Raw genomic sequence first — 17,209 nt, 5'->3', positions numbered from 1 at the left:
CATGCGCACGAGTCTGCTGGCGGCAGCCTTGCTGCTCGCCGGCTGCCGGCAGGACATGGAGGACCAGCCGCGCTACGATCCGCTCGAAAAGAGCAACCAGTTCGCCAACGGCATGTCGGCGCGGGCGCCGGCCGAGGACACGGTCGCACGCGATGCCGATCTTTCGCCGGTGCCGGACACGTTTCCCTATCCGGTCACCATGACGCTGCTGCGGCGAGGCCGGCAGCGCTTCGACATCTTCTGTTCGCCTTGCCACGGCCGCACCGGCGACGGCCACGGCATGGTCGTCGAGCGTGGCTTTCCAGCGCCGCCCACCTATCATCAGGACGCGCTGCGCAAGGCGAGTGACAGGCATTTCTATGAGGTCATCAGCTACGGCTATGGCGCCATGTTTTCCTACGCGGCGCGCGTCCCGCCTGCCGACCGCTGGGCGATCGTCGCCTATATCCGCGCCCTGCAATATTCGCGCGAGGCGCCAATTGCCGAACTGCCGGAAAGCCTCCGCGCCGAGCTCAATGCGGAGCCAGATCGATGATGCGGCTTGCCACCGAACGTTTGATTTTGCCGGCGCTTGCCGTGGCCGCCGCCGGACTTGTGCTTTGCGCCGCGGGATTGGCCTTCGACCTCAGAGCCATGTTGGCCGGCTGGCTGCCTGCGGCGCTGTTCCTGCTCGGCCTGCCGCTCGGTGCGCTGACCATCCTGATGGTGCATGGGCTGACCGGTGGCCGCTGGGGCGAGGCAATCCGCCAGCCGCTACGCGGCTTGGTCACGACGCTGCCGCTGGCGCTGCTTCTGCTGCTGCCGGTTCTGCCCAGGCTCGACCTGGTCTTTCCCTGGGCGAGTGCCGAGGCAGCTGCATTGCCCGAGACGGTGCGCCTGAAATTCTCTTATCTGAACGTTCCGTTCTTTTTGTTGCGCTTTGCCGCCTGCGCTGCGATCTGGCTGGTGCTGGCGTGGCGCGTGCTCGACTGGACAACGACCGATAGCGGCCGCGGCAGCGCCGGCCGCGGCAAGGCCTATGCCGCTGGATTGATTGCGCATGGGCTGACGGTGACGATCTTTGCCATCGACTGGATGCTCTCGCTCGAGCCGGAGTTCTCCTCGACGATCTATGCGCTGCTGGAAGCATCCGCCGAAGTCGTCGGCGCTTACGCTCTGGCATTGACGGTGCTGTGTGCGAACCGCTCGATCGAGGTCATGCCGGGCGGCGAGGAGGATGTCGCGCTGAGCGAGGATTTGGCCAACATGCTGTTCGGCTTCGTGCTGCTATGGGCCTACCTGTCGTTCATGCAATGGCTGGTGACCTGGGGCGGCGACCTGCCGAACGAGATCCGCTGGTACCTCATTCGCAGCAGCAATGGCTGGCAATATCTGCTCTGGCTGCTGATTGCGCTGCAATTTGCGATCCCCTTTGCCGGGTTGCTCAGCCGGGATCTAAAGCGCAGCCATGCCGGCCTTCTGTCGATCTGCGGCATCGTGCTGGCCGGCCATTATGTCGATGTCCTGTGGCGGATCAGACCGCCGCGTGCCGGTGGCGGTGTGACAGCGTTCTGGTGCGACCTTGCCGCGCTGGCAGGAGCCGGCGGCCTCTGGCTTGCGCTGCTGCTTTTCGTGCTTGGCCGGCCGGACGGTATCGGCTTCTGGCGCCGGGGGCCGGCGCATGGTTAGGGCGGCCCGCCATCCCGAAACGCGCGATATCTGGCCGGGCGCGCTGCTTGCCTTCGCGGCCGGCTTGCTGCTGTTCCTGGCGGCATCAGCCATCGTCCTCGGGCTCGTCTTCGACACCAGACCGTTGTGGCCGCTGCCGGGGCCATCGTCGGCCGGCAACCGAGCCAGTCCCGCCTTGCAGCGCTTTCCGGAAGACGACCTAGCCGCCTTCCGCAAGGCGGAGGAGCAGGCACTGAACAAAGTCGGCTGGGTCGACCGCACCGCCGGCATTGCCCGCATTCCGATCGAGGACGCCATGTGGGCGATCGTCAGCCACGGTTTGCCGAACTGGGGGCAGCCGCCGGCGGCCGCCGGCGCCGACTGCGGATTGGTCGAGGCCGAGATACCACGCGCGCCACAGGCCGCTCGCTGCCGGACCGCGCCAGGCCAGGGAGGCAGGCCGTGAAGGCTTGGCTAACCGCTTTTTCCCTCCTCGTGGCGCTGCCCGCCACGGCCGTCGCACGCCCGGCCTTCGATCCCGAGATCGGCGCACAGCTCAGCCTCGACCGGGTGTTTCGTGATGCATCCGGCGTGCAGCGCACGATCGGCCAAACGCTTGCGGGCCGGCCGGCGCTGCTGATTTTCGGCTATGACAAATGTCCGAACCTTTGTGGTGTGACCCAACAGGCGGTCGCTTCGGATTTGAAAAAGACGTCGCTCGATCCCGAAACCTATCGCGCTTTGTTCGTCTCGATCGATGCCGCCGACACGGCCGGTGATGCGAGCGATGCGCAAACCACCGTCGCCGCTGTGGCCGACGCGAGGAACCTGTCGGCATGGCGGTTCCTGACCAGTGCCGACGGCGCCGGTGCCGCCCTTGCGGCGGAGGCTGGCATCGGCTTCGACACACGCGCCAGGATCGACCAGTTCGCCCATCCGATCGCCGTCATCGCGCTGACGCCGAAAGGCCGGATAGCGCAGGTGCTGCCGGCGCTGAGCTTCACGCCGCGCGATCTTAAGCTTGCCCTTGTCGAGGCATCTTCCGGCAAGCTCGGCTCGATCGCCGATCATGCCTTCCTGCTCTGCGCCGGCTTCGATACCTCTAAGGGGCAATATACGCCGGCGATTTGGGCTGCCTTGAAGCTCGCCAGCATCGTGATGGTGGTGGGGTTGGCGACGGCCATACTGCAGCTGGCGCGCAGGAGGCGGGCGTGAGCTTCGGTATCCGGTTTTTCCCGCCGGAAGCCTCGTCGATCGCAAGCAGCATCGATGCGTTGTTCTATACTTTGCTGGCCTTCGCGGCCGCGCTCGGCCTGTTCCTGACCGTTCTCGTGGTCGGCTACGCCGTCAAATATCGCGTCGGCTCCGCCGCCGACCGTACCGGGGCGCGTGCCCGCAGCCTGCCGCTGGAGATGACATGGAGCATTGCCAGCCTGGTGATGGCCTTCATCTTCTTCGGCTGGGGCGCAGTCCTGTTTGTGCGGCGCGACCATCCGCCGCCGGACGCTATCGAGATCGCCGGCCTCGGCAAGCAATGGATGTGGGAGTTCCGCCATTCCGGCGGCCAGCGTGAGATCAACGAGCTGCACGTGCCGGTCGGCAAGGCGGTGGTGGTGTCGCTGGCATCGCAGGACGTCATCCACTCCTTCTATGTGCCGGCCTTTCGGGTGAAGCAGGATGCGGTGCCGGGACGCACCACCAACGTCTGGTTCATTGCCACCGAACCGGGCCGCTACCATCTGTTCTGCGCCGAATATTGCGGCACCCAGCATTCCGAAATGGGCGGCTGGGTAACGGTGCTGGCTCCGGAGCAATATGCGTCGTGGCTGGGCAGCCAAGATGAAGGCGAAAGCCTCGCCGCGAGCGGCGGGAAACTGTTCCGCGCGCTCGGCTGCTCCGGCTGTCATGGCAATTCCAGTAAGGTGCGGGCGCCCGGCCTCGATGGGATTTTCGGCCGGCCGGTGGCGCTGGCGAACCGGCAGACGGTCATCGCCGACGAACGCTATCTGCGCGATTCGATCCTTGTCCCGAACAAGGAAATCGCCGCCGGCTACCAGCCGGTGATGCCGAGCTTCGACGGTCTGGTCGATGAAGCCGAGTTGCAGATGCTGATGGCCTATCTCAAGTCGCTTTCGTTCCAATTTCCCTCGTTCCCGGCGGCAAACAGCGAGGCGCCGCAATGAATCGCGATTTGGCGCCGGCAAACTATCTCAGTGAGGGTGCCTGGCCGCGCGCCTGGCTGCTGACAACCGACCACAAACGGGTAGCGTGGCTCTATCTCGTCTCGCTGACGGCCTTCTTCTTCCTCGGCGGTGCGTTTGCCGTGCTGATGCGCATCGAGCTTGCGACGCCGGCCGGCGACCTGGTCTCCGACGATGTCTACAACCGGCTGTTTTCGCTGCACGGCATCATCATGGTATGGTTCTTTCTGGTGCCGTCGATCCCGGCGACGCTCGGCAATTTCCTGTTGCCGCTGATGATCGGCGCGCGCGATCTTGCCTTTCCCCGCCTCAACCTGGCCAGCTGGTATGTCTTCATGTTCGGCAGCCTGTTCGCGCTCGCCTCGGTGCTTTTGGGCGGCGTCGACACCGGCTGGACCTTCTACACGCCGCTGTCGACGCTCTATGCCAACGGCTTTGTCTCGACCGCGGCATTTGGCGTTTTCATCGTCGGCTTTTCGACAATCATGACCGGCATCAATTTCATCGTCACCGTCCACACCTTGCGGGCGCCCGGCCTCACCTGGTTCCGGCTGCCGATCTTCGTCTGGACGCTGTACGCCACCAGCCTGGTGATGGTGCTGGCAACGCCGGTGCTCGCAGCATCGCTGATCCTCATCGTGCTGGAGCGCGTCTTCGGCATCGGCATCTTCAATCCCGACCTCGGCGGCGATCCGCTGTTGTTCCAGCATCTGTTCTGGTTCTACTCGCACCCCGCCGTCTACATCATGATCCTGCCGGGCATGGGGGTGGTCTCGGAAGTGCTGCCGTGCTTCAGCCGCCGGCCGCTGTTCGGCTACAAGGCCGTCGCCCTGGCTTCAATGGCGATCGCCGTCTTCGGCTTTCTCGTCTGGGGCCACCACATGTTCGTCAGCGGGCAGTCGGCCTATGCCGGCGTGGTGTTTTCGTTCCTGTCCTTCTGCGTCGCGATCCCATCGGCGATAAAGGTGTTCAACTGGAGCCTGACGCTGCGCAAGGGGGAAATCAGCTTCGAGACGCCGATGCTTTATGCCCTGTTCTTCCTGGCGCTATTCACTTTTGGCGGGCTGGCCGGCCTTTTCCTTGCCGCCCTCGCCGTCGACGTCCACGTTCACGACACCTATTTCGTCGTCGCCCATTTCCACTACATCATGGTCGGCGGCATGGTGACCGCCTACATGGCCGGGCTGCATTTCTGGTGGCCGAAGCTCACCGGCCGCATGTATTCGGAGATTTGGGGCCGTATAGCCGCGGCTGTGACCTTCATCGGCTTCAACCTGACCTTTTTTCCGCAATATGTGCTCGGCTTTTTGGGCATGCCGCGGCGCTACCATACCTATCCGCCGGAATTCGCTTTCTGGCACATCCTGTCGTCGGCAGGCGCCGTGGTGCTGGCGATCGGCTATCTGATGCCGCTCCTCTATTTAGCGTGGTCGCTGTTTCGAGGCGCGCGGGCGCCGGATAATCCATGGCGAGCCACCGGGCTCGAATGGCAAACAAGCTCGCCGCCTCCGGCGCATAATTTCGATCGCATGCCGACCGTCACCAGGCCAGCCTACGATTATCCGATGAAAGGCCTGACCGAGAAACGGTCGGACCCGGTGGAGGATCTGGTTTGAAGTCACCGACGACAAGCATCGCCTTCGACCGGCCGGCTCGCGAAACGGCAGCCGACAGCTTTGCCATGTGGGTGTTCATCGGCTCCGAGGCGGTGCTGTTCGGCGCCATCCTGCTCGTCTTCATGTTTGCCCGGTTGAGTTATGGCGACGCCTTCGCCGGCGCGGCGAAGCATCTGTCGCTGCCACTGGGCACGGCCAATACCGTCGTCCTGATCACCAGCAGTTTCGCCATGGCGCTCGCCCATATGTACACGGCCGCGCGGCGATGGCGCGCCGCCGGCCGGGCATTGGCTGCGACGGCGCTGCTCGGCGTCGTCTTCCTGGCGATCAAGGCGACGGAGTACGCCAGGGAATTCGGCGAAGGGCTGGCGCCGGTGCTCGGCGCGCCTTTCATCTATAAGGGCCCGGATCCTGTCCATGCCGAATTCTTCTTCGGCCTCTATTTCGCGATGACCTCACTGCATGCCTTGCATCTGATTTGCGGCGTAATCGTCATCGGCGGCATCCTCGCTCTGTGGCCGCGCACGATCGAGGCCAGCCGGTTCCGCCGCGTGCAGGCAATCGGCCTCTATTGGCATTTCGTCGATATCGTCTGGGTCTTCCTGTTCCCCGTCCTCTATCTGATCAACAGATGAGCGAGTTCCGCAAACTCACGCTTGCCTATGTCGGGCTTCTGGCCTTGCTGGCCCTGACTGTCGGCTCGTCCTTCCTGGCGCTTAGCGCCTTCAATTCGGCACTCAACCTGACGATCGCCGCGGCCAAGGCTGCCGTCATCGCCATCCTGTTCATGCATCTGGCCAGCGCCGGCGTCCTGCCGCGTCTTGCGGTCGCTGCTGCCGGGCTTTGGCTGATGATCCTGTTCGGGCTGACGCTGATCGGACAATAGGCCGAAGCGGCGCACCTCGTTCATACCCTTACAGCGGCTCCGGAACGGCTTTGCACGGACGGCTTTTGCTCGGCCGCGGGCATGGAAGCCCTTTGGCCATCGCCATTCAGATGCCGGGCCTCGTCCTCGGCTGCGTCTTCAAGCTTGGCGACGAGCAGATCCTTGAGGTCGCCAACCTCTTCCTCGATGTCTTCGATGGGTACGCCGGCGTCGGCCGCCTCTTCCTCGCATTCCCTGGCGAGGATTTCCGCCTCTCTTTCAAGCCTGATCGGAGGCGGCGGCACATGAACGTTTTCGTGAATCCAGTCCTGCAAGAATTCTATCGCACTATCACTCATGGGGCTCACCTGTAGCGGCAAACTGTAGTGCCATTAACGTACGTGCTGCAAAATGGATGCTTGGCAACGCCGGATTTCGAATAGCGATACTTGACAATAGCGTGATCGCCAACGAGCTAGAGCTTTGCAGCCAGGGAAATCATTTGGCGTCGCAGAAATGCGGCTAACCAGACAGTTGGAGCGGGATGTAATTTGAAGGCATCCCGCCCTAAGACGCGTTGCGCCGTCGCGCCGATGTTGCGCGATTCGGGTCGCCGGACGGCCGAACATCGTCATCTGCGGCAGATCGTGTCGGCCGCTCAGCGGCGCGGTCGGCGCGCATTTTGCGTTTATGCGCCATCCAGAACGGCAAGAGCTCGGCAAGAAAACTGTATATCGTGGTCTTCATCGGCATGCTCCGGACAACGGTTACAACTCGTGGTCCCGCATTTCCGTTCCGACAAAGAGTTCCGTTCCGACAAATCCGTCGCTTCTACAATTGCGATTCGATCGGCAGGCAGCCAACCAGCGCTGCAACGATGCGCCGATAGAGACTGGCCTCCGGTTCACGCGAATATTGACGCATCTCGCCATCCGCCATGCCGAGCCACCGCAAGGCCCCTTTGTCCAGGACCAGTTGATAGCTCGTCTGCGGCGACTTTTCGTGCTCGAACAGCCGGCGCAACTCCATCACCAGATTGGCATCGTGGAAAAGCACGCCCATTTCCGCATTCAACGACACCGAACGCGGATCGAAATTGAAGGAACCGACAAACCCCAGCGTGTCGTCGACCGTAAAGGCTTTGGTATGGAGGCTGGCTCCCTTTGAGCCGAAAACGGAGATGTTGGCCTGGCGGTTGAAGGGTTGCAATTCGAAAAGCTGGATACCTTTTTTAAGCAGCTTGCGGCGGTATCTGGCATAGGCGCCGTGCACGGCGGCGACGTCCGTCGCGGCGAGCGAGTTGGTGAGGATTGCAACCTCGGCGCCACGATCCACCAGCTTCGACAGGATGGCCAACCCGGTGCGGCTGGGGATGAAATAGGGCGAGACGATTTCGAGGCGCTGCCTGGTCGCCGCGATAGCGGGAAGCAGCTCTTTGGTCAGCCAGTTCCTGCGCCGCTTGCCGCGCACCTTTTCCGGCGGATCGGAAATGACGCGAACGCCTTTCGTCCAGCAGACGTCGCTGTGCGCTGCAATGAACTCCGTGATCGTGCGCCAGGCACTGAGGCTGTTCAAAAGCTGGCCGTCCGCGGTCGCATCGAGATTGTCGAGGAAATCGGCGCGCGAGCCCACCGCAGCCGGGTTGAGCAGCTGGATCGGCTTTGCCGCCTCGCAATTCCAGAACGCCTCGAAGATCTGCATCGTCTGCCCTACGGCAGGACCGAGAAGCAACAGGTCGAGATCACGGAAATTTGTCTCCGCGGCGTCGAAATAGGCATCGCCGATATTTCTTCCTCCGACGATGGCCAGGCTCCCGTCGGCGATCCAGGCCTTGTTGTGCATGCGGCGGGTCATCGCAAACAGCCGGGCGACCATCTCCAGCGAGCGAAAGATGCTGCCGTTCCTCATGCCGCTGGGGTTGAACAGCCTCAGCTCGATGTTCTTGTAGCTGTTGAGCGCCAGGTAAGCGGCGTCGCTGTTGCGCGGATTGATATCGTCCAGCAGCATGCGGACGCGGACACCGCGCTCCGCCGCCTTGACGACCTCCTGCATCAGCAGCCGGCCGCTATGGTCGTCGTGCCAGAGATAGTACATCAGGTCGAGGCTGCTGGTGGCACTGCGCGCGGCAAGGATTCGTGCGGCAAACGCGTCATAATTGTCGGCGATCAGCACCAGCCCGCTATTGCCGGCAGCGATCTTGTCCCGGGCAAACCGCGAAATGGCTGTATCCATGAAGTGCACCGACAAACATCAGCGAAGCAAACCGTCTGAAATCTGACTAACAACTCTTCAGGTTCATTCTGGTTGCAGTCGCGGCTGCCTTATCGCGTCAAGGTTCAGCCGGGCCTTGATGGGCAGATGGTCGGAGGCGCGCTGCGCCAGCGGCGTCTTGTGCACCTCGATGCTGGAAATCAGGTGCGGCGGCCTGGCCAGGATGCGGTCGAGCGCAAACAGCGGAAAGCGCGACGGAAAGCTCGGCAGAACCGCATCGATCGGACCGAAATGCGGCAGCAGGGCCAGCAGCGAAGACCTGTTGCGGACGCGCCATTCGTTGAGGTCGCCAAGCAGGATTGTTGGCCGCAGAACCGGGTGCGTGGCTTCGACAAGTGCGTTGGCTTGCTGCGAGCGCGAGCGCCGCAGCAAGCCGAAATGCGCGGCTATGATCCTGAGCGAGACGCCCTTCAGCTCCAGGTCCGCAATCACCGCGCCGCGCGGCTCGAGGCCGGGCAGCCGGATCTGGTTCACGCTTTCGACCACGCCGCGGCGTGCCAGGATCAGATTTCCATGCCAGCCATGGCTGCGGCGGTTTTCCGGGATGTGTGTGGGGACGAGATCGCTGTCGCGCTCGAGTGCTGCGAGATCCAGCAATCCCTGCCTGCTTCCGGTTCTTTCGTCGGCCTCCTGCAAAGCGATGATATCGGCGTCGAGTTCCTTGACCACGGCCGCGACCCGCTCCGGATCGAACCTGCCGTCGGTGCCGACGCATTTATGCACATTGTAGGATGCGACCGTAGTGCATGAAATTTCATTGCCGGGTGCCGCAAACCGCGGCACTTCCCTTCGCAGCGCAGCGCCAAGCGACCTTGGGAGGGTAGGCGATCGATCCAGCATGTGGTCCATTTGCTGTTGAGTCGGCGAGTGGCGGCCATTGCGATTATGGCGCGTGCGGAGGTCTGAAACAACGACGACCTTGCAGAACCGTTCCCGTCGGTCTTCTTCCACCGCGAGCAGCGGTGAGGTTTCACTGGAAGTCTGCCTCTGTCATGGAACAATCGCAGCCGCGCGCGGTTCAGCAAACTTGCGCCGAAGACGATCTGACGCCATGCGGCGTGATCGAAACGGGATGGCCGGATCATGGAAACACCCGCCTTCTGCACCACGCCAGTGCTGCGCATCGCGTACATCGCCGGTGGCTCTGGAGCCGGCGCGCCCGTCCTGCTTCTCCACGGCTGGCCGGACGACGCAACCACCTTCACGCGCATTGCGCCTGTCCTGCATCGTGCTGGCTTCCGCACCTTTGCGCCATGGCTGCGTGGGTTCGGCAAAACCACCTTCCTGTCGGACGAGACCATGCGATCCGGTGAAATTGCCGCCATGGCTCAGGACGTGATCGATTTCGCCGACGCATTTGGCCTCGGCCGTTTTGCGGTCGTCGGCCACGATTGGGGCGCGCGGATCGCTTACCTGCTCGCCTCGGTATTTCCCGAACGGATACGGTGCTGCTCGGCATTGTCGCTTGGCTGGCAGCCGGGCGAACTCGCAACGCCGCCGCTGGGCCAGGTCAGGGCATTCTGGTACCAATGGTTCATGGCAACGGATCGCGGCGCCGAGATCGTTCGCCAGCAAGGCAAGGCGTTCGCGCATTTTCAATGGGAAAGCTGGAGCCCGCCCGGCTGGTTCGAGGAAGAGCTTTTTGACAGCGTTGCCGCTTCCTTCGAAAATCCCGATTGGGCCGACGTGACGTTGCACTCCTACAGGGTTCGCTGGGGCGAAGCCGATCCCGATCCGCGCTACGCCGATCTTGCCCGGCGCCAGATTTCCGCCAAGTCCATTCCTGCGCCTACTCTGACGATCCACGGCGATGCCGACCGCGTTGTGCTGCCGCAATCGTCCGAAGGCAAGGAACGATACTTCACGGCCCATTACGAGCGCCAGCTTCTGGCTGGCATCGGCCACTTTCCGACGCGCGAAGCACCCGAGCGCGTTGCCGATCACCTTGTCGGGTTCCTCGACAGTTTCGGAAGAGGAGAAGCGTAGAACTGGAACCCTGACCGGCGATAGTACGTTTCGGGAAGGCAGCGCAGTCAACGGAGAAGTCGAATGCAGTCCTTAGCCGCAGATTCCGCCCCCCGCCCAGGCCCGCTCAGGATTGTCCCGTTTGATGGAACCGTGACCGTCCGGTTCTCCGATGCCATTATTGCGTCGAGCGAGCGGGCAAAGGTGCTCTATGAAGACGGCCATGATCCTGTTTTCTACATCCCCTTCGAGGACATCTATTTCGATCTCTTGGAGAAGACGAACACGACGAGCCACGGCCCGCTGAAGGGCACGGCAAGCTATTGGCGTGTTCATGCGGTCGGTTCGTCGGCAGAAGACTTCATGTGGGCCTACGAGACGCCCGACACCCCGGCATTGGCGATCGCCCGCCATGGTGCGTTCGATCCCGGCAGGGCGCGGATCGACGCCGATCCCGCGGAAGACAAGCGGCACACGCCGCACGTCACCGAGTAGACCCACATCGGCGACAGCCGCCAGCTGTCCGTCAGCTCGCGAACTCTTCCCTGAGAATGCGCAGGCCGTCTTCGTATTTCGCTGTCGAGGCACCGATCTGCCGTGCCTGCCATAGATTGTCGGCGAGATCGGCGCGCTTGACTGGCAACGCCAACGGATTGGCCGCGGCCCTGCGAACGAAAGCGGCATCATCCTCGTTTGGCAGCCGCGTCATGGCGTTGATGGCAGACACGATGGACGGCCCGAACCCGGCCGCCTCAAGCCGGTCGCGGTTCCAGCCGTCACCTTTTTCGATGACGTCGTGAAGATAGGCGATGGCTTTCTGGTCGAGCGTTTCGACGGCATCGACGACCCGGCGGCAATGTTCGATATAAGGCCGCCCCGTCTTGTCCGTCTGCCCGGCATGAGCCTGTTCGGCGATTTTCGCTGCGCGATAAAGCACGCTCATTGGGTCGACCCCGTAACAGCGCATGTCCTGGCTAACGCGCCATCGTCAGCGCGAGTTCCGATGCACCGCGGGAACCCTGCTGCCTCACTTGCGAGCTGAATGCCGCGGCGGCGGGCCCGACACGTCAGGAGACACGTTCAAAACTGTCGAGGCTGGTTCCAAAGGCGCGCCAGGCGGGCAGTTTCCTGGCTCGGGCCGGGGCACCTTCCTTTTCCGCCGACAAAGCAGCATCCGCGACGGTGTGCCACAGCATCTCCAGCTTCCCGTTCCTGAGGATGCCGGTATAGCTCACCGCCGCGGCTCCGACCCGCCCTTCGGCCGCGCAGGTGAAGCCGATGACGTCTCCATGGCAGGCTCCGAACAGCGGCACGGTCATGCCGAAGAAGGCGCTGTCCTCCAGCGCCGTCCTGAAGGTTCCGCTGATCCGTCCGCCCTCTTCGCTGGTCAGTTCGACGACCGACGCGTACTGATTCCGCCAGGTGCCCAGCCAACTCATCGCTGCTCCTCCTCATTGCTACCAAAGGGATTGCGTTGCCACACGGCCGCCAAGCCGCGGCCGGTGTAGCGGCCTTCAATCAGCCGCGATGCCAGCCATCGACATCTGAACGAAGCGCAGCGGCGCTTCCAGCGTCCAGGTGATGCCGTGCCTGGCGAATTCCAGGCGGCCAGTGCCGCTGAGCGCCTGCGGCGTGACGCGTTTGAGCACAACCGTTCCGAAACCGCGTCGCGTGTTTTCATCCACCAATGGTCCGTCCAGTTCCCGCCAGACAAGGCGGAAGCCGTCGCTGCCATCGGCGGCTGGGGTCACGGTCCATTCGACCTCGACCCGTCCGTCATGGTGCGACAGCGCTCCGTGTTTTACCGAATTGGTGGCCAGCTCGTGAAAGGCAATGCCGAGATATTGCACCGCGTTCGGCTGCAGCATGATCGTCGGCCCGCTCATCGACAGACGGGCCTGTGTCGCGAAGGCCTTGGTCTGTGCATGGATCAATTCGCCGATGGTCGCGCCACGCCATTCCGCATCGACCAGGAGGTCGTGCGATTCCGATAGCGCCATGATGCGTTCCCGGACCCGTGAAAGGAAGGCCTCTGGCGTACCCGCCAGCTTGCTGGTCTCGCGGATCATCGAGACGATCACCGAATACTGGTTTTTAACGCGATGGTTGACTTCGCGCATGAGTGTGCGGATGCGCCGTTCGCTTTCCTTGTGGGGGCTGATGTCGCGCGCGATCTTGGAGGCGCCGATGATACGCCCGATGCCGTCGCGTATCGGCGAGATGGTGAGCGAAACCGGAACCAGGGTGCCGTCCTTGCGCTGCCGGATAGTCTCGTATGAAGGAATCCGTTCGCCGGCGCGAATGCGGCTGATGATCATGGCTTCCTCATCCAGGTGGTCGGGCGGGATGAGGATCGTCACCGGGCGCCCGATCGCCTCGGCGGGCGTATAGCCGAACAGGCGTTGTGCCGCGTCGTTCCAGCTGGTGATAATGCCGTTCAGGTCTTTGGACACGATGGCGTCCATCGAGGATTCGACGATGGCGGCGAGCCTTATGCCGGCGTCGTCGGCCAGCGTCTGCATGCGCAGGTCGAGCAGGGTGTTGATGGCACCGACAATCTCGCCGGCTTCATTGCGAAGCAGGACCGGATGCGCGCTGAACGGGATGAGTTGGCCGTCCGGCCGCTCGGCGATGGCTCGGCCCCCACGAACGTCCCGCTCCTCGAGCAAGGCAACGGCCATTGGACACTCGTCATGCGCCATCGGTCGCCCGTCGAGGTGGCGAAGCTTCCATGACCCGCACCAGCGATCCTGGCCGATAACCGGACGATATCCCCAGAGATCGGCAGCGGCTTCGTTGAAGAAGGTGATGTAGCCTTGTTTGTCGGTGGTGTAGACGGCCACAGGCAACGCCTGCATCAGATCGGCGGAGGAAACTTGCGGGATCCCGCCAGTCCTTAGTTCAACGACGTCCACCAGTCCCCCGCTCCGCTTGGCTTGCCGACGGATTGCTACGTCATCTAAATGCGCGTGAGTGTTTTCGGTTCCGTTCGATCCGCTTTCGGACATTCAGGCTGATTTGCGTTTCGGGGCCGTTCTCGGCTTTTTGCTGGGAGCCTTGCCGCCTTCCTGCGCCAGGCTTTTGCGCAGAACATCGGCGAGATTGATGACGTTCGTCTTGGGCTCAGGTGCCGGCTTGGGCGGTTTCTTGCCCTTGCGCTTGGCCTCGATCATTGCAACCAGCGCCTTTTCATAAGTATCGTCGAACTTCGAGGGGTCGAATTTGGCGGGCTTCTTGTCGATCAGCAATTGCGCGATTTCCAGCATCTCGGGATCGACCTTGCGAGCCTTCAGCCCTTCGAACACCGCGTCCGCCGCGACCACTTCATTGTGGTTGCGTAATTCCGTCATCAGCATGCCCTTGCCCAGCGGCTGGATCAGCACCTCTCGGCCTCGCTGGTACAGCACGACGCAGGAGCGGGCTGCCACTTTCTTCCTGGCCATGGCGTCCCGGATCACCGCGAAAGCCTCCGTGGAGGGCGCGTCGGCCGGAACGAGATAATAGGGTTTTTCGAGGTAGCGTGCGTCGATTTCGGCGGCAGGCACGAACTCGCCGATCTCGAGCGTATGCTGCGATACCATCTTCAGTTTCTTGATTTCGTCCGGCTCTATATGGATGAACTCACCCTTTTCGACCTCATAGCCTTTTACCTGCTCCGCCGCCTCGACCGTGTCGCCGGTCTCCTCGTCTAGATAGGCGCTCTTGACCGGGAGACCGTCCTTGCGGTTCAGGATCCTGAAATGCACTTTCTCGGCCTCGCTGACGGCGCCGATGATCTTGACGCCACAGGAAACCGATCCGACTTTCATAAAGCCCTTCCAGGCAGCTCGCGGCGTCGCCATGTCGATCACTCATTTGCCGAACGGACGGAACGGCTGCGAGCGGAAATCGTTCCGCCTTGGCAGGCTGTTCCATATGCCGCCCGGACGTTCGTTTCATTTTCGTCAGGGGAATAGCGGAATGGCCCAACGCAGCGCAGGGTTGCTGATCTATCGCCGAAGCGAAGGCCTTCTCCAGGTCTTGCTGGTGCATCCGGGCGGACCATTCTGGGCGAAGAAGGACGACGGCGCATGGTCGATCCCGAAGGGCTTGGTCGACGAGAGCGAGGACGAGCTGGCGGCGGCAAAACGCGAGGCCGAAGAGGAACTCGGTCTTGCCATCGACGGAGATTTCGAAAGCCTTGGCAGCTACAGGCAGCCGGGCGGCAAGCTCGTCATCGCATGGTGTGTCGAGGCGGATTTCGACAGCGACGCCATCAGCAGCAACACCTTCGTCATGGAATGGCCGCCAAGGTCCGGCTCGATGAAGGAATTTGCCGAAGTCGACAGAGCGGGTTGGTTCTCCCTGCCTGAAGCCAACGTCAAGATCCTGAAAGGCCAGCGCGCCATGCTGGCGGACTTTGCCGGTCGGCACGGCGCCGGATGAATTTGTTTCAGCCCAGTTCTTAAGGGCAGTGCTTGGGCTTCCTCACCGCTCTGCTTTAAGCGCGTTGCGGCCGCAGCGTGCGCAACGTGATCGAATAGCGGTGCTCGGCAACCGGCGGGATGCTGTGCTCCCATTCACTGCGCGCGGCGTCCGTCATCAGATAGGCCGATCTTGGCTCGACGGTGACCGTCTTGCGGTCCCATCGCGTGCCGTTTTTCCGGCGCAGGCGAAAGCTGCACGCGGCCAGCAGGGAAACGCCGGCGACCGCCTCGAAGTGAGGCTTGTCGCGGTGCCAACCGATACCGGCGCCCGGCCGGTACTCATTGATCAGAACCTGCACGAAGGTCTCGGCGGGCAAGCGGGCAAAATCCGCAACCTTTTCCCTGAGCGGCAGCAGAAAGCCGGGTATCGGCGGCGCCTCGACGACTTCGCGCCGGTCGTAATCATAACGCAGCCCAAAACCGACCACCCGCCGGTTTGCGAGATGGCCGTGAAAGTCGAAGGCCTGAAAAGGCAGGGTTGCGAGCTGGCTTGCCAACGCTGCTTCTTCGTCCGGCGTGATCAGTTCGGGCCGGTAGCGGAATCCTTCCGGCAGGTCGGCGGCGGCGGCAAAGAGATCGCCCTGGCGGGCTGCAGCCGATGTCTTGGGCGATGGCATCAACCGTATTTGGTGAAGCCAGCCCGTAGCGGCAAGGCTGCTTCGGCAGCAAGGAACCTCGCTCTCCGTGCAGGGTTATTCCCACGACGGCATGGAATTGAGCACTGCCGAGCATTGGACCTGTCGAGGATGCCTTCAACTGCGATCAGAAACATCGATTACCAGCCGGCGACGAGGGTACTCTCCGTATGGTTCGTCCCGAGCGGAAGCCGCTATGATTACGAGGACGTGCCGCCGCAAGTCCACGCCGCGTTCCGCAAAGCCTCGGCGAAGGGCCGGTTCTTCAACGAGCATATTCGCGACCGGTACAAATACCATCTGGTCGAGCAGAGCCATTCGAGCTGAGCCTTCAGCCGCTTCTCAACCACGATCTCGGCTTTCCGCCATGCCTCGCCGCGCGGTGGCAACGAGCGGACTTCGCAGTTGGCGAGCGACCTGATATTGACCATGGTCCTACCCGAAACATCGAAAGCCTGGAATGTCCGCCGAAGCCGAAAAAACCGAGCAGCTCCAGCAATTGCTCGACAACCTCGACCTGGCGGGCGCCCTGGACAGTGACAGTTATAAAAGGTTCCTCGACCAGCTGCCGATTGCGATCGCAATTTCCGATTTGGGCGGCGATGAACGTGTTGTTTACGTCAATTCCGAGTTCCAGAAACTGTCAGGCGTTTCCGTCGCAGAGCTGGAGCGCCGCAACTGGGCTGCGCTGAGCGGACAAGGCTTGGGCGAATACAAGGACCGGCCGCTGGCCCGGGCCATCGTCGAGGATATCGATCGCGCGGGGACTTTCAGGATGCAACGTGCCGGCACAGAGCCGGTCATGGTCGACGTTTATTCGAACCTGATCGAGGACGAGCGCGGGCGACGGTCCTTTCGACTGGTCGCCTTGTCGATGTCACCGCGCACAAGGCAAGCGACAGCGAGGCCTTCGAACAACGCATCCGTGAAAAGGACATGCTGCTGCGCGAATTGCAGCATCGGATGAAAAACAATCTCCAGATGATCACGGCTCTCATCAGGTTTGAGGCCTGCAGCGCGGCGTCACCCGATCAGAAACGCTTCGAGCGTCTCGCCGGCCGCGTCGATGCACTCGCAATTCTTTATCAGGCGCTGTCGGCCGACGAACAGAAGGCCGAAGTTGACCTCGGCGTCTATCTCAGCCAGATCGCTTCCGCAGTGATGACGTCGCACGCCGTGCAAGGCATCCGGCTGGATATGAAGGTCGACACCTATCCCGTGTCCATCAACGTGGCGATGCCAACCGGCCTGGTGGTCAACGAGCTTTTGACGAACGCGCTGAAACACGCCTTTCTGGGTCGCGAAGGCGGGACAATCACGCTGCGCAGTGTTGTCGACGGCGACGGCTTTCGCATCGTTGTCGCCGATGACGGCATCGGCCTGCCCGAAGGCGAGACCTGGCCGAAACCCGGCAAGCTCGGAGCGTTGATCGCGCAATCGCTGACCGAGAACGCCAAAGCCCGGTTCGAGGTGGACTCGACCCCCGGCAAAGGAACGCGAGTGACCATCGTCTTCAACAGATCGGCCGCGCTCGCTTCGTAGC

General features: G+C 62.5%; 20 protein-coding genes and 1 pseudogene. 13 read left to right on the top strand and 8 right to left on the bottom strand.

What is annotated here, in order from left to right; all coding sequences use genetic code 11:
- The first annotated feature begins 1 nt into the window (after position 1).
- Genes NKH91_RS15085 through NKH91_RS15050 form a run of 8 tightly spaced genes read left to right on the top strand, consistent with a single transcriptional unit; the run spans position 2 to position 6,350 of the window.
- The gene (locus NKH91_RS15085; protein ID WP_352481518.1) at positions 2-535 is read left to right on the top strand and encodes a c-type cytochrome; all 534 of its coding nucleotides are present in this window, start codon (positions 2-4) and stop codon (positions 533-535) included.
- Entirely contained in the window at positions 532-1,668 is a 1,137-nt protein-coding gene (locus NKH91_RS15080; RefSeq protein ID WP_352846795.1) for a hypothetical protein, read from the top strand. The genes NKH91_RS15085 and NKH91_RS15080 overlap by 4 nt, the downstream gene beginning before the upstream one ends.
- Positions 1,661-2,113, top strand: coding sequence for a hypothetical protein (locus NKH91_RS15075; protein WP_352884815.1), 453 nt, complete (start codon positions 1,661-1,663; stop codon positions 2,111-2,113). Before NKH91_RS15080 ends, NKH91_RS15075 begins: the two co-directional genes overlap by 8 nt.
- On the top strand, positions 2,110-2,862 hold the full coding sequence (locus NKH91_RS15070; protein WP_352846800.1) for an SCO family protein: 753 nt from the start codon (positions 2,110-2,112) through the stop codon (positions 2,860-2,862). The genes NKH91_RS15075 and NKH91_RS15070 overlap by 4 nt, the downstream gene beginning before the upstream one ends.
- Complete coding sequence (coxB, locus tag NKH91_RS15065) at positions 2,859-3,830, top strand: cytochrome c oxidase subunit II (protein WP_023720526.1); 972 nt, start codon at positions 2,859-2,861, stop codon at positions 3,828-3,830. Before NKH91_RS15070 ends, coxB begins: the two co-directional genes overlap by 4 nt.
- Positions 3,827-5,464: a cytochrome c oxidase subunit I gene (gene ctaD, locus NKH91_RS15060; protein WP_352481434.1), complete on the top strand. Its 1,638-nt coding sequence runs from the start codon at positions 3,827-3,829 to the stop codon at positions 5,462-5,464. The genes coxB and ctaD overlap by 4 nt, the downstream gene beginning before the upstream one ends.
- On the top strand, positions 5,461-6,099 hold the full coding sequence (locus NKH91_RS15055) for a cytochrome c oxidase subunit 3 (protein ID WP_352846802.1): 639 nt from the start codon (positions 5,461-5,463) through the stop codon (positions 6,097-6,099). The genes ctaD and NKH91_RS15055 overlap by 4 nt, the downstream gene beginning before the upstream one ends.
- On the top strand, positions 6,096-6,350 hold the full coding sequence (locus NKH91_RS15050; RefSeq protein ID WP_352846804.1) for a cytochrome C oxidase subunit IV family protein: 255 nt from the start codon (positions 6,096-6,098) through the stop codon (positions 6,348-6,350). Before NKH91_RS15055 ends, NKH91_RS15050 begins: the two co-directional genes overlap by 4 nt.
- Before the next feature lie 20 nt (positions 6,351-6,370).
- Here NKH91_RS15050 and NKH91_RS15045 read toward each other — a convergent pair whose 3' ends face one another.
- The 3 genes from NKH91_RS15045 to NKH91_RS15035 all read right to left on the bottom strand — a co-directional run bounded on the left by NKH91_RS15045 (position 6,371) and on the right by NKH91_RS15035 (position 9,440).
- Complete coding sequence (locus NKH91_RS15045; protein WP_023720522.1) at positions 6,371-6,688, bottom strand: DUF768 domain-containing protein; 318 nt, start codon at positions 6,686-6,688, stop codon at positions 6,371-6,373.
- A 472-nt stretch (positions 6,689-7,160) separates the two neighbouring features.
- On the bottom strand, positions 7,161-8,561 hold the full coding sequence (locus NKH91_RS15040; protein WP_352846807.1) for a phospholipase D family protein: 1,401 nt from the start codon (positions 8,559-8,561) through the stop codon (positions 7,161-7,163).
- A gap of 63 nt (positions 8,562-8,624) precedes the next feature.
- Positions 8,625-9,440, bottom strand: coding sequence for an endonuclease/exonuclease/phosphatase family protein (locus tag NKH91_RS15035; protein ID WP_023677076.1), 816 nt, complete (start codon positions 9,438-9,440; stop codon positions 8,625-8,627).
- Positions 9,441-9,683: 243 nt separating this feature from the next.
- On the opposite strand from NKH91_RS15035, the gene NKH91_RS15030 reads away from it, so the two are divergent.
- Together NKH91_RS15030 and NKH91_RS15025 are read left to right on the top strand one after the other, a co-directional pair.
- Positions 9,684-10,586: an alpha/beta fold hydrolase gene (locus tag NKH91_RS15030; protein ID WP_352481439.1), complete on the top strand. Its 903-nt coding sequence runs from the start codon at positions 9,684-9,686 to the stop codon at positions 10,584-10,586.
- 63 nt (positions 10,587-10,649) lie between these two features.
- Entirely contained in the window at positions 10,650-11,060 is a 411-nt protein-coding gene (locus tag NKH91_RS15025) for a DUF427 domain-containing protein (protein WP_352473066.1), read from the top strand.
- A 31-nt stretch (positions 11,061-11,091) separates the two neighbouring features.
- Here NKH91_RS15025 and NKH91_RS15020 read toward each other — a convergent pair whose 3' ends face one another.
- From NKH91_RS15020 to ku, 4 genes are all read right to left on the bottom strand, one after another.
- On the bottom strand, positions 11,092-11,508 hold the full coding sequence (locus NKH91_RS15020) for an HD domain-containing protein (protein WP_352481440.1): 417 nt from the start codon (positions 11,506-11,508) through the stop codon (positions 11,092-11,094).
- A gap of 124 nt (positions 11,509-11,632) precedes the next feature.
- Entirely contained in the window at positions 11,633-12,004 is a 372-nt protein-coding gene (locus tag NKH91_RS15015; protein WP_352846810.1) for an avidin/streptavidin family protein, read from the bottom strand.
- Positions 12,005-12,079: 75 nt separating this feature from the next.
- Complete coding sequence (locus NKH91_RS15010; protein ID WP_352846811.1) at positions 12,080-13,480, bottom strand: PAS domain-containing HWE histidine kinase family protein; 1,401 nt, start codon at positions 13,478-13,480, stop codon at positions 12,080-12,082.
- A 93-nt stretch (positions 13,481-13,573) separates the two neighbouring features.
- Entirely contained in the window at positions 13,574-14,407 is an 834-nt protein-coding gene (gene ku / locus NKH91_RS15005; protein ID WP_023677071.1) for a non-homologous end joining protein Ku, read from the bottom strand.
- Between the two features lie 118 nt (positions 14,408-14,525).
- Here ku and NKH91_RS15000 point away from each other — a divergent pair, with 118 nt between their 5' ends.
- The gene (locus NKH91_RS15000; protein WP_352846813.1) at positions 14,526-14,990 is read left to right on the top strand and encodes an NUDIX hydrolase; all 465 of its coding nucleotides are present in this window, start codon (positions 14,526-14,528) and stop codon (positions 14,988-14,990) included.
- A 55-nt stretch (positions 14,991-15,045) separates the two neighbouring features.
- Here the strand turns inward: NKH91_RS15000 and NKH91_RS14995 are convergent, their stop codons facing one another.
- Positions 15,046-15,648, bottom strand: coding sequence for an alpha-ketoglutarate-dependent dioxygenase AlkB (locus NKH91_RS14995; protein ID WP_023720513.1), 603 nt, complete (start codon positions 15,646-15,648; stop codon positions 15,046-15,048).
- Positions 15,649-15,777: 129 nt separating this feature from the next.
- On the opposite strand from NKH91_RS14995, the gene NKH91_RS14990 reads away from it, so the two are divergent.
- Positions 15,778-15,993, top strand: coding sequence for a KTSC domain-containing protein (locus tag NKH91_RS14990; RefSeq protein WP_023720512.1), 216 nt, complete (start codon positions 15,778-15,780; stop codon positions 15,991-15,993).
- 133 nt (positions 15,994-16,126) lie between these two features.
- Positions 16,127-17,208 (top strand): annotated as a pseudogene (locus tag NKH91_RS14985) (sensor histidine kinase).
- The last annotated feature ends 1 nt before the right edge of the window (position 17,209 follow it).

It is taken from the genome of Mesorhizobium sp. M0894, assembly GCF_040319725.1.
Classification (GTDB): domain Bacteria; phylum Pseudomonadota; class Alphaproteobacteria; order Rhizobiales; family Rhizobiaceae; genus Mesorhizobium.
This window is presented reverse-complemented; position numbering and strand designations above follow the sequence as displayed.

Excerpts from the sequence above, each read along its gene's own strand:
- NKH91_RS14990 (WP_023720512.1), top strand. The coding sequence starts at position 15,778 with ATGCCTTCAACTGCGATCAGAAACATCGATTACCAGCCGGCGACGAGG.
- NKH91_RS15025 (WP_352473066.1), top strand. The coding sequence starts at position 10,650 with ATGCAGTCCTTAGCCGCAGATTCCGCCCCCCGCCCAGGCCCGCTCAGG.
- NKH91_RS15040 (WP_352846807.1), bottom strand. The coding sequence starts at position 8,561 with ATGGATACAGCCATTTCGCGGTTTGCCCGGGACAAGATCGCTGCCGGC.
- NKH91_RS15015 (WP_352846810.1), bottom strand. The coding sequence starts at position 12,004 with ATGAGTTGGCTGGGCACCTGGCGGAATCAGTACGCGTCGGTCGTCGAA.
- NKH91_RS15045 (WP_023720522.1), bottom strand. The coding sequence starts at position 6,688 with ATGAGTGATAGTGCGATAGAATTCTTGCAGGACTGGATTCACGAAAAC.
- NKH91_RS15080 (WP_352846795.1), top strand. The coding sequence starts at position 532 with ATGATGCGGCTTGCCACCGAACGTTTGATTTTGCCGGCGCTTGCCGTG.
- NKH91_RS15050 (WP_352846804.1), top strand. The coding sequence starts at position 6,096 with ATGAGCGAGTTCCGCAAACTCACGCTTGCCTATGTCGGGCTTCTGGCC.
- ku (WP_023677071.1), bottom strand. The coding sequence starts at position 14,407 with ATGGCGACGCCGCGAGCTGCCTGGAAGGGCTTTATGAAAGTCGGATCG.
- NKH91_RS15030 (WP_352481439.1), top strand. The coding sequence starts at position 9,684 with ATGGAAACACCCGCCTTCTGCACCACGCCAGTGCTGCGCATCGCGTAC.
- NKH91_RS15085 (WP_352481518.1), top strand. The coding sequence starts at position 2 with ATGCGCACGAGTCTGCTGGCGGCAGCCTTGCTGCTCGCCGGCTGCCGG.
- NKH91_RS14995 (WP_023720513.1), bottom strand. The coding sequence starts at position 15,648 with ATGCCATCGCCCAAGACATCGGCTGCAGCCCGCCAGGGCGATCTCTTT.
- NKH91_RS15020 (WP_352481440.1), bottom strand. The coding sequence starts at position 11,508 with ATGAGCGTGCTTTATCGCGCAGCGAAAATCGCCGAACAGGCTCATGCC.
- NKH91_RS15000 (WP_352846813.1), top strand. The coding sequence starts at position 14,526 with ATGGCCCAACGCAGCGCAGGGTTGCTGATCTATCGCCGAAGCGAAGGC.
- ctaD (WP_352481434.1), top strand. The coding sequence starts at position 3,827 with ATGAATCGCGATTTGGCGCCGGCAAACTATCTCAGTGAGGGTGCCTGG.
- NKH91_RS15075 (WP_352884815.1), top strand. The coding sequence starts at position 1,661 with ATGGTTAGGGCGGCCCGCCATCCCGAAACGCGCGATATCTGGCCGGGC.
- NKH91_RS15035 (WP_023677076.1), bottom strand. The coding sequence starts at position 9,440 with ATGCTGGATCGATCGCCTACCCTCCCAAGGTCGCTTGGCGCTGCGCTG.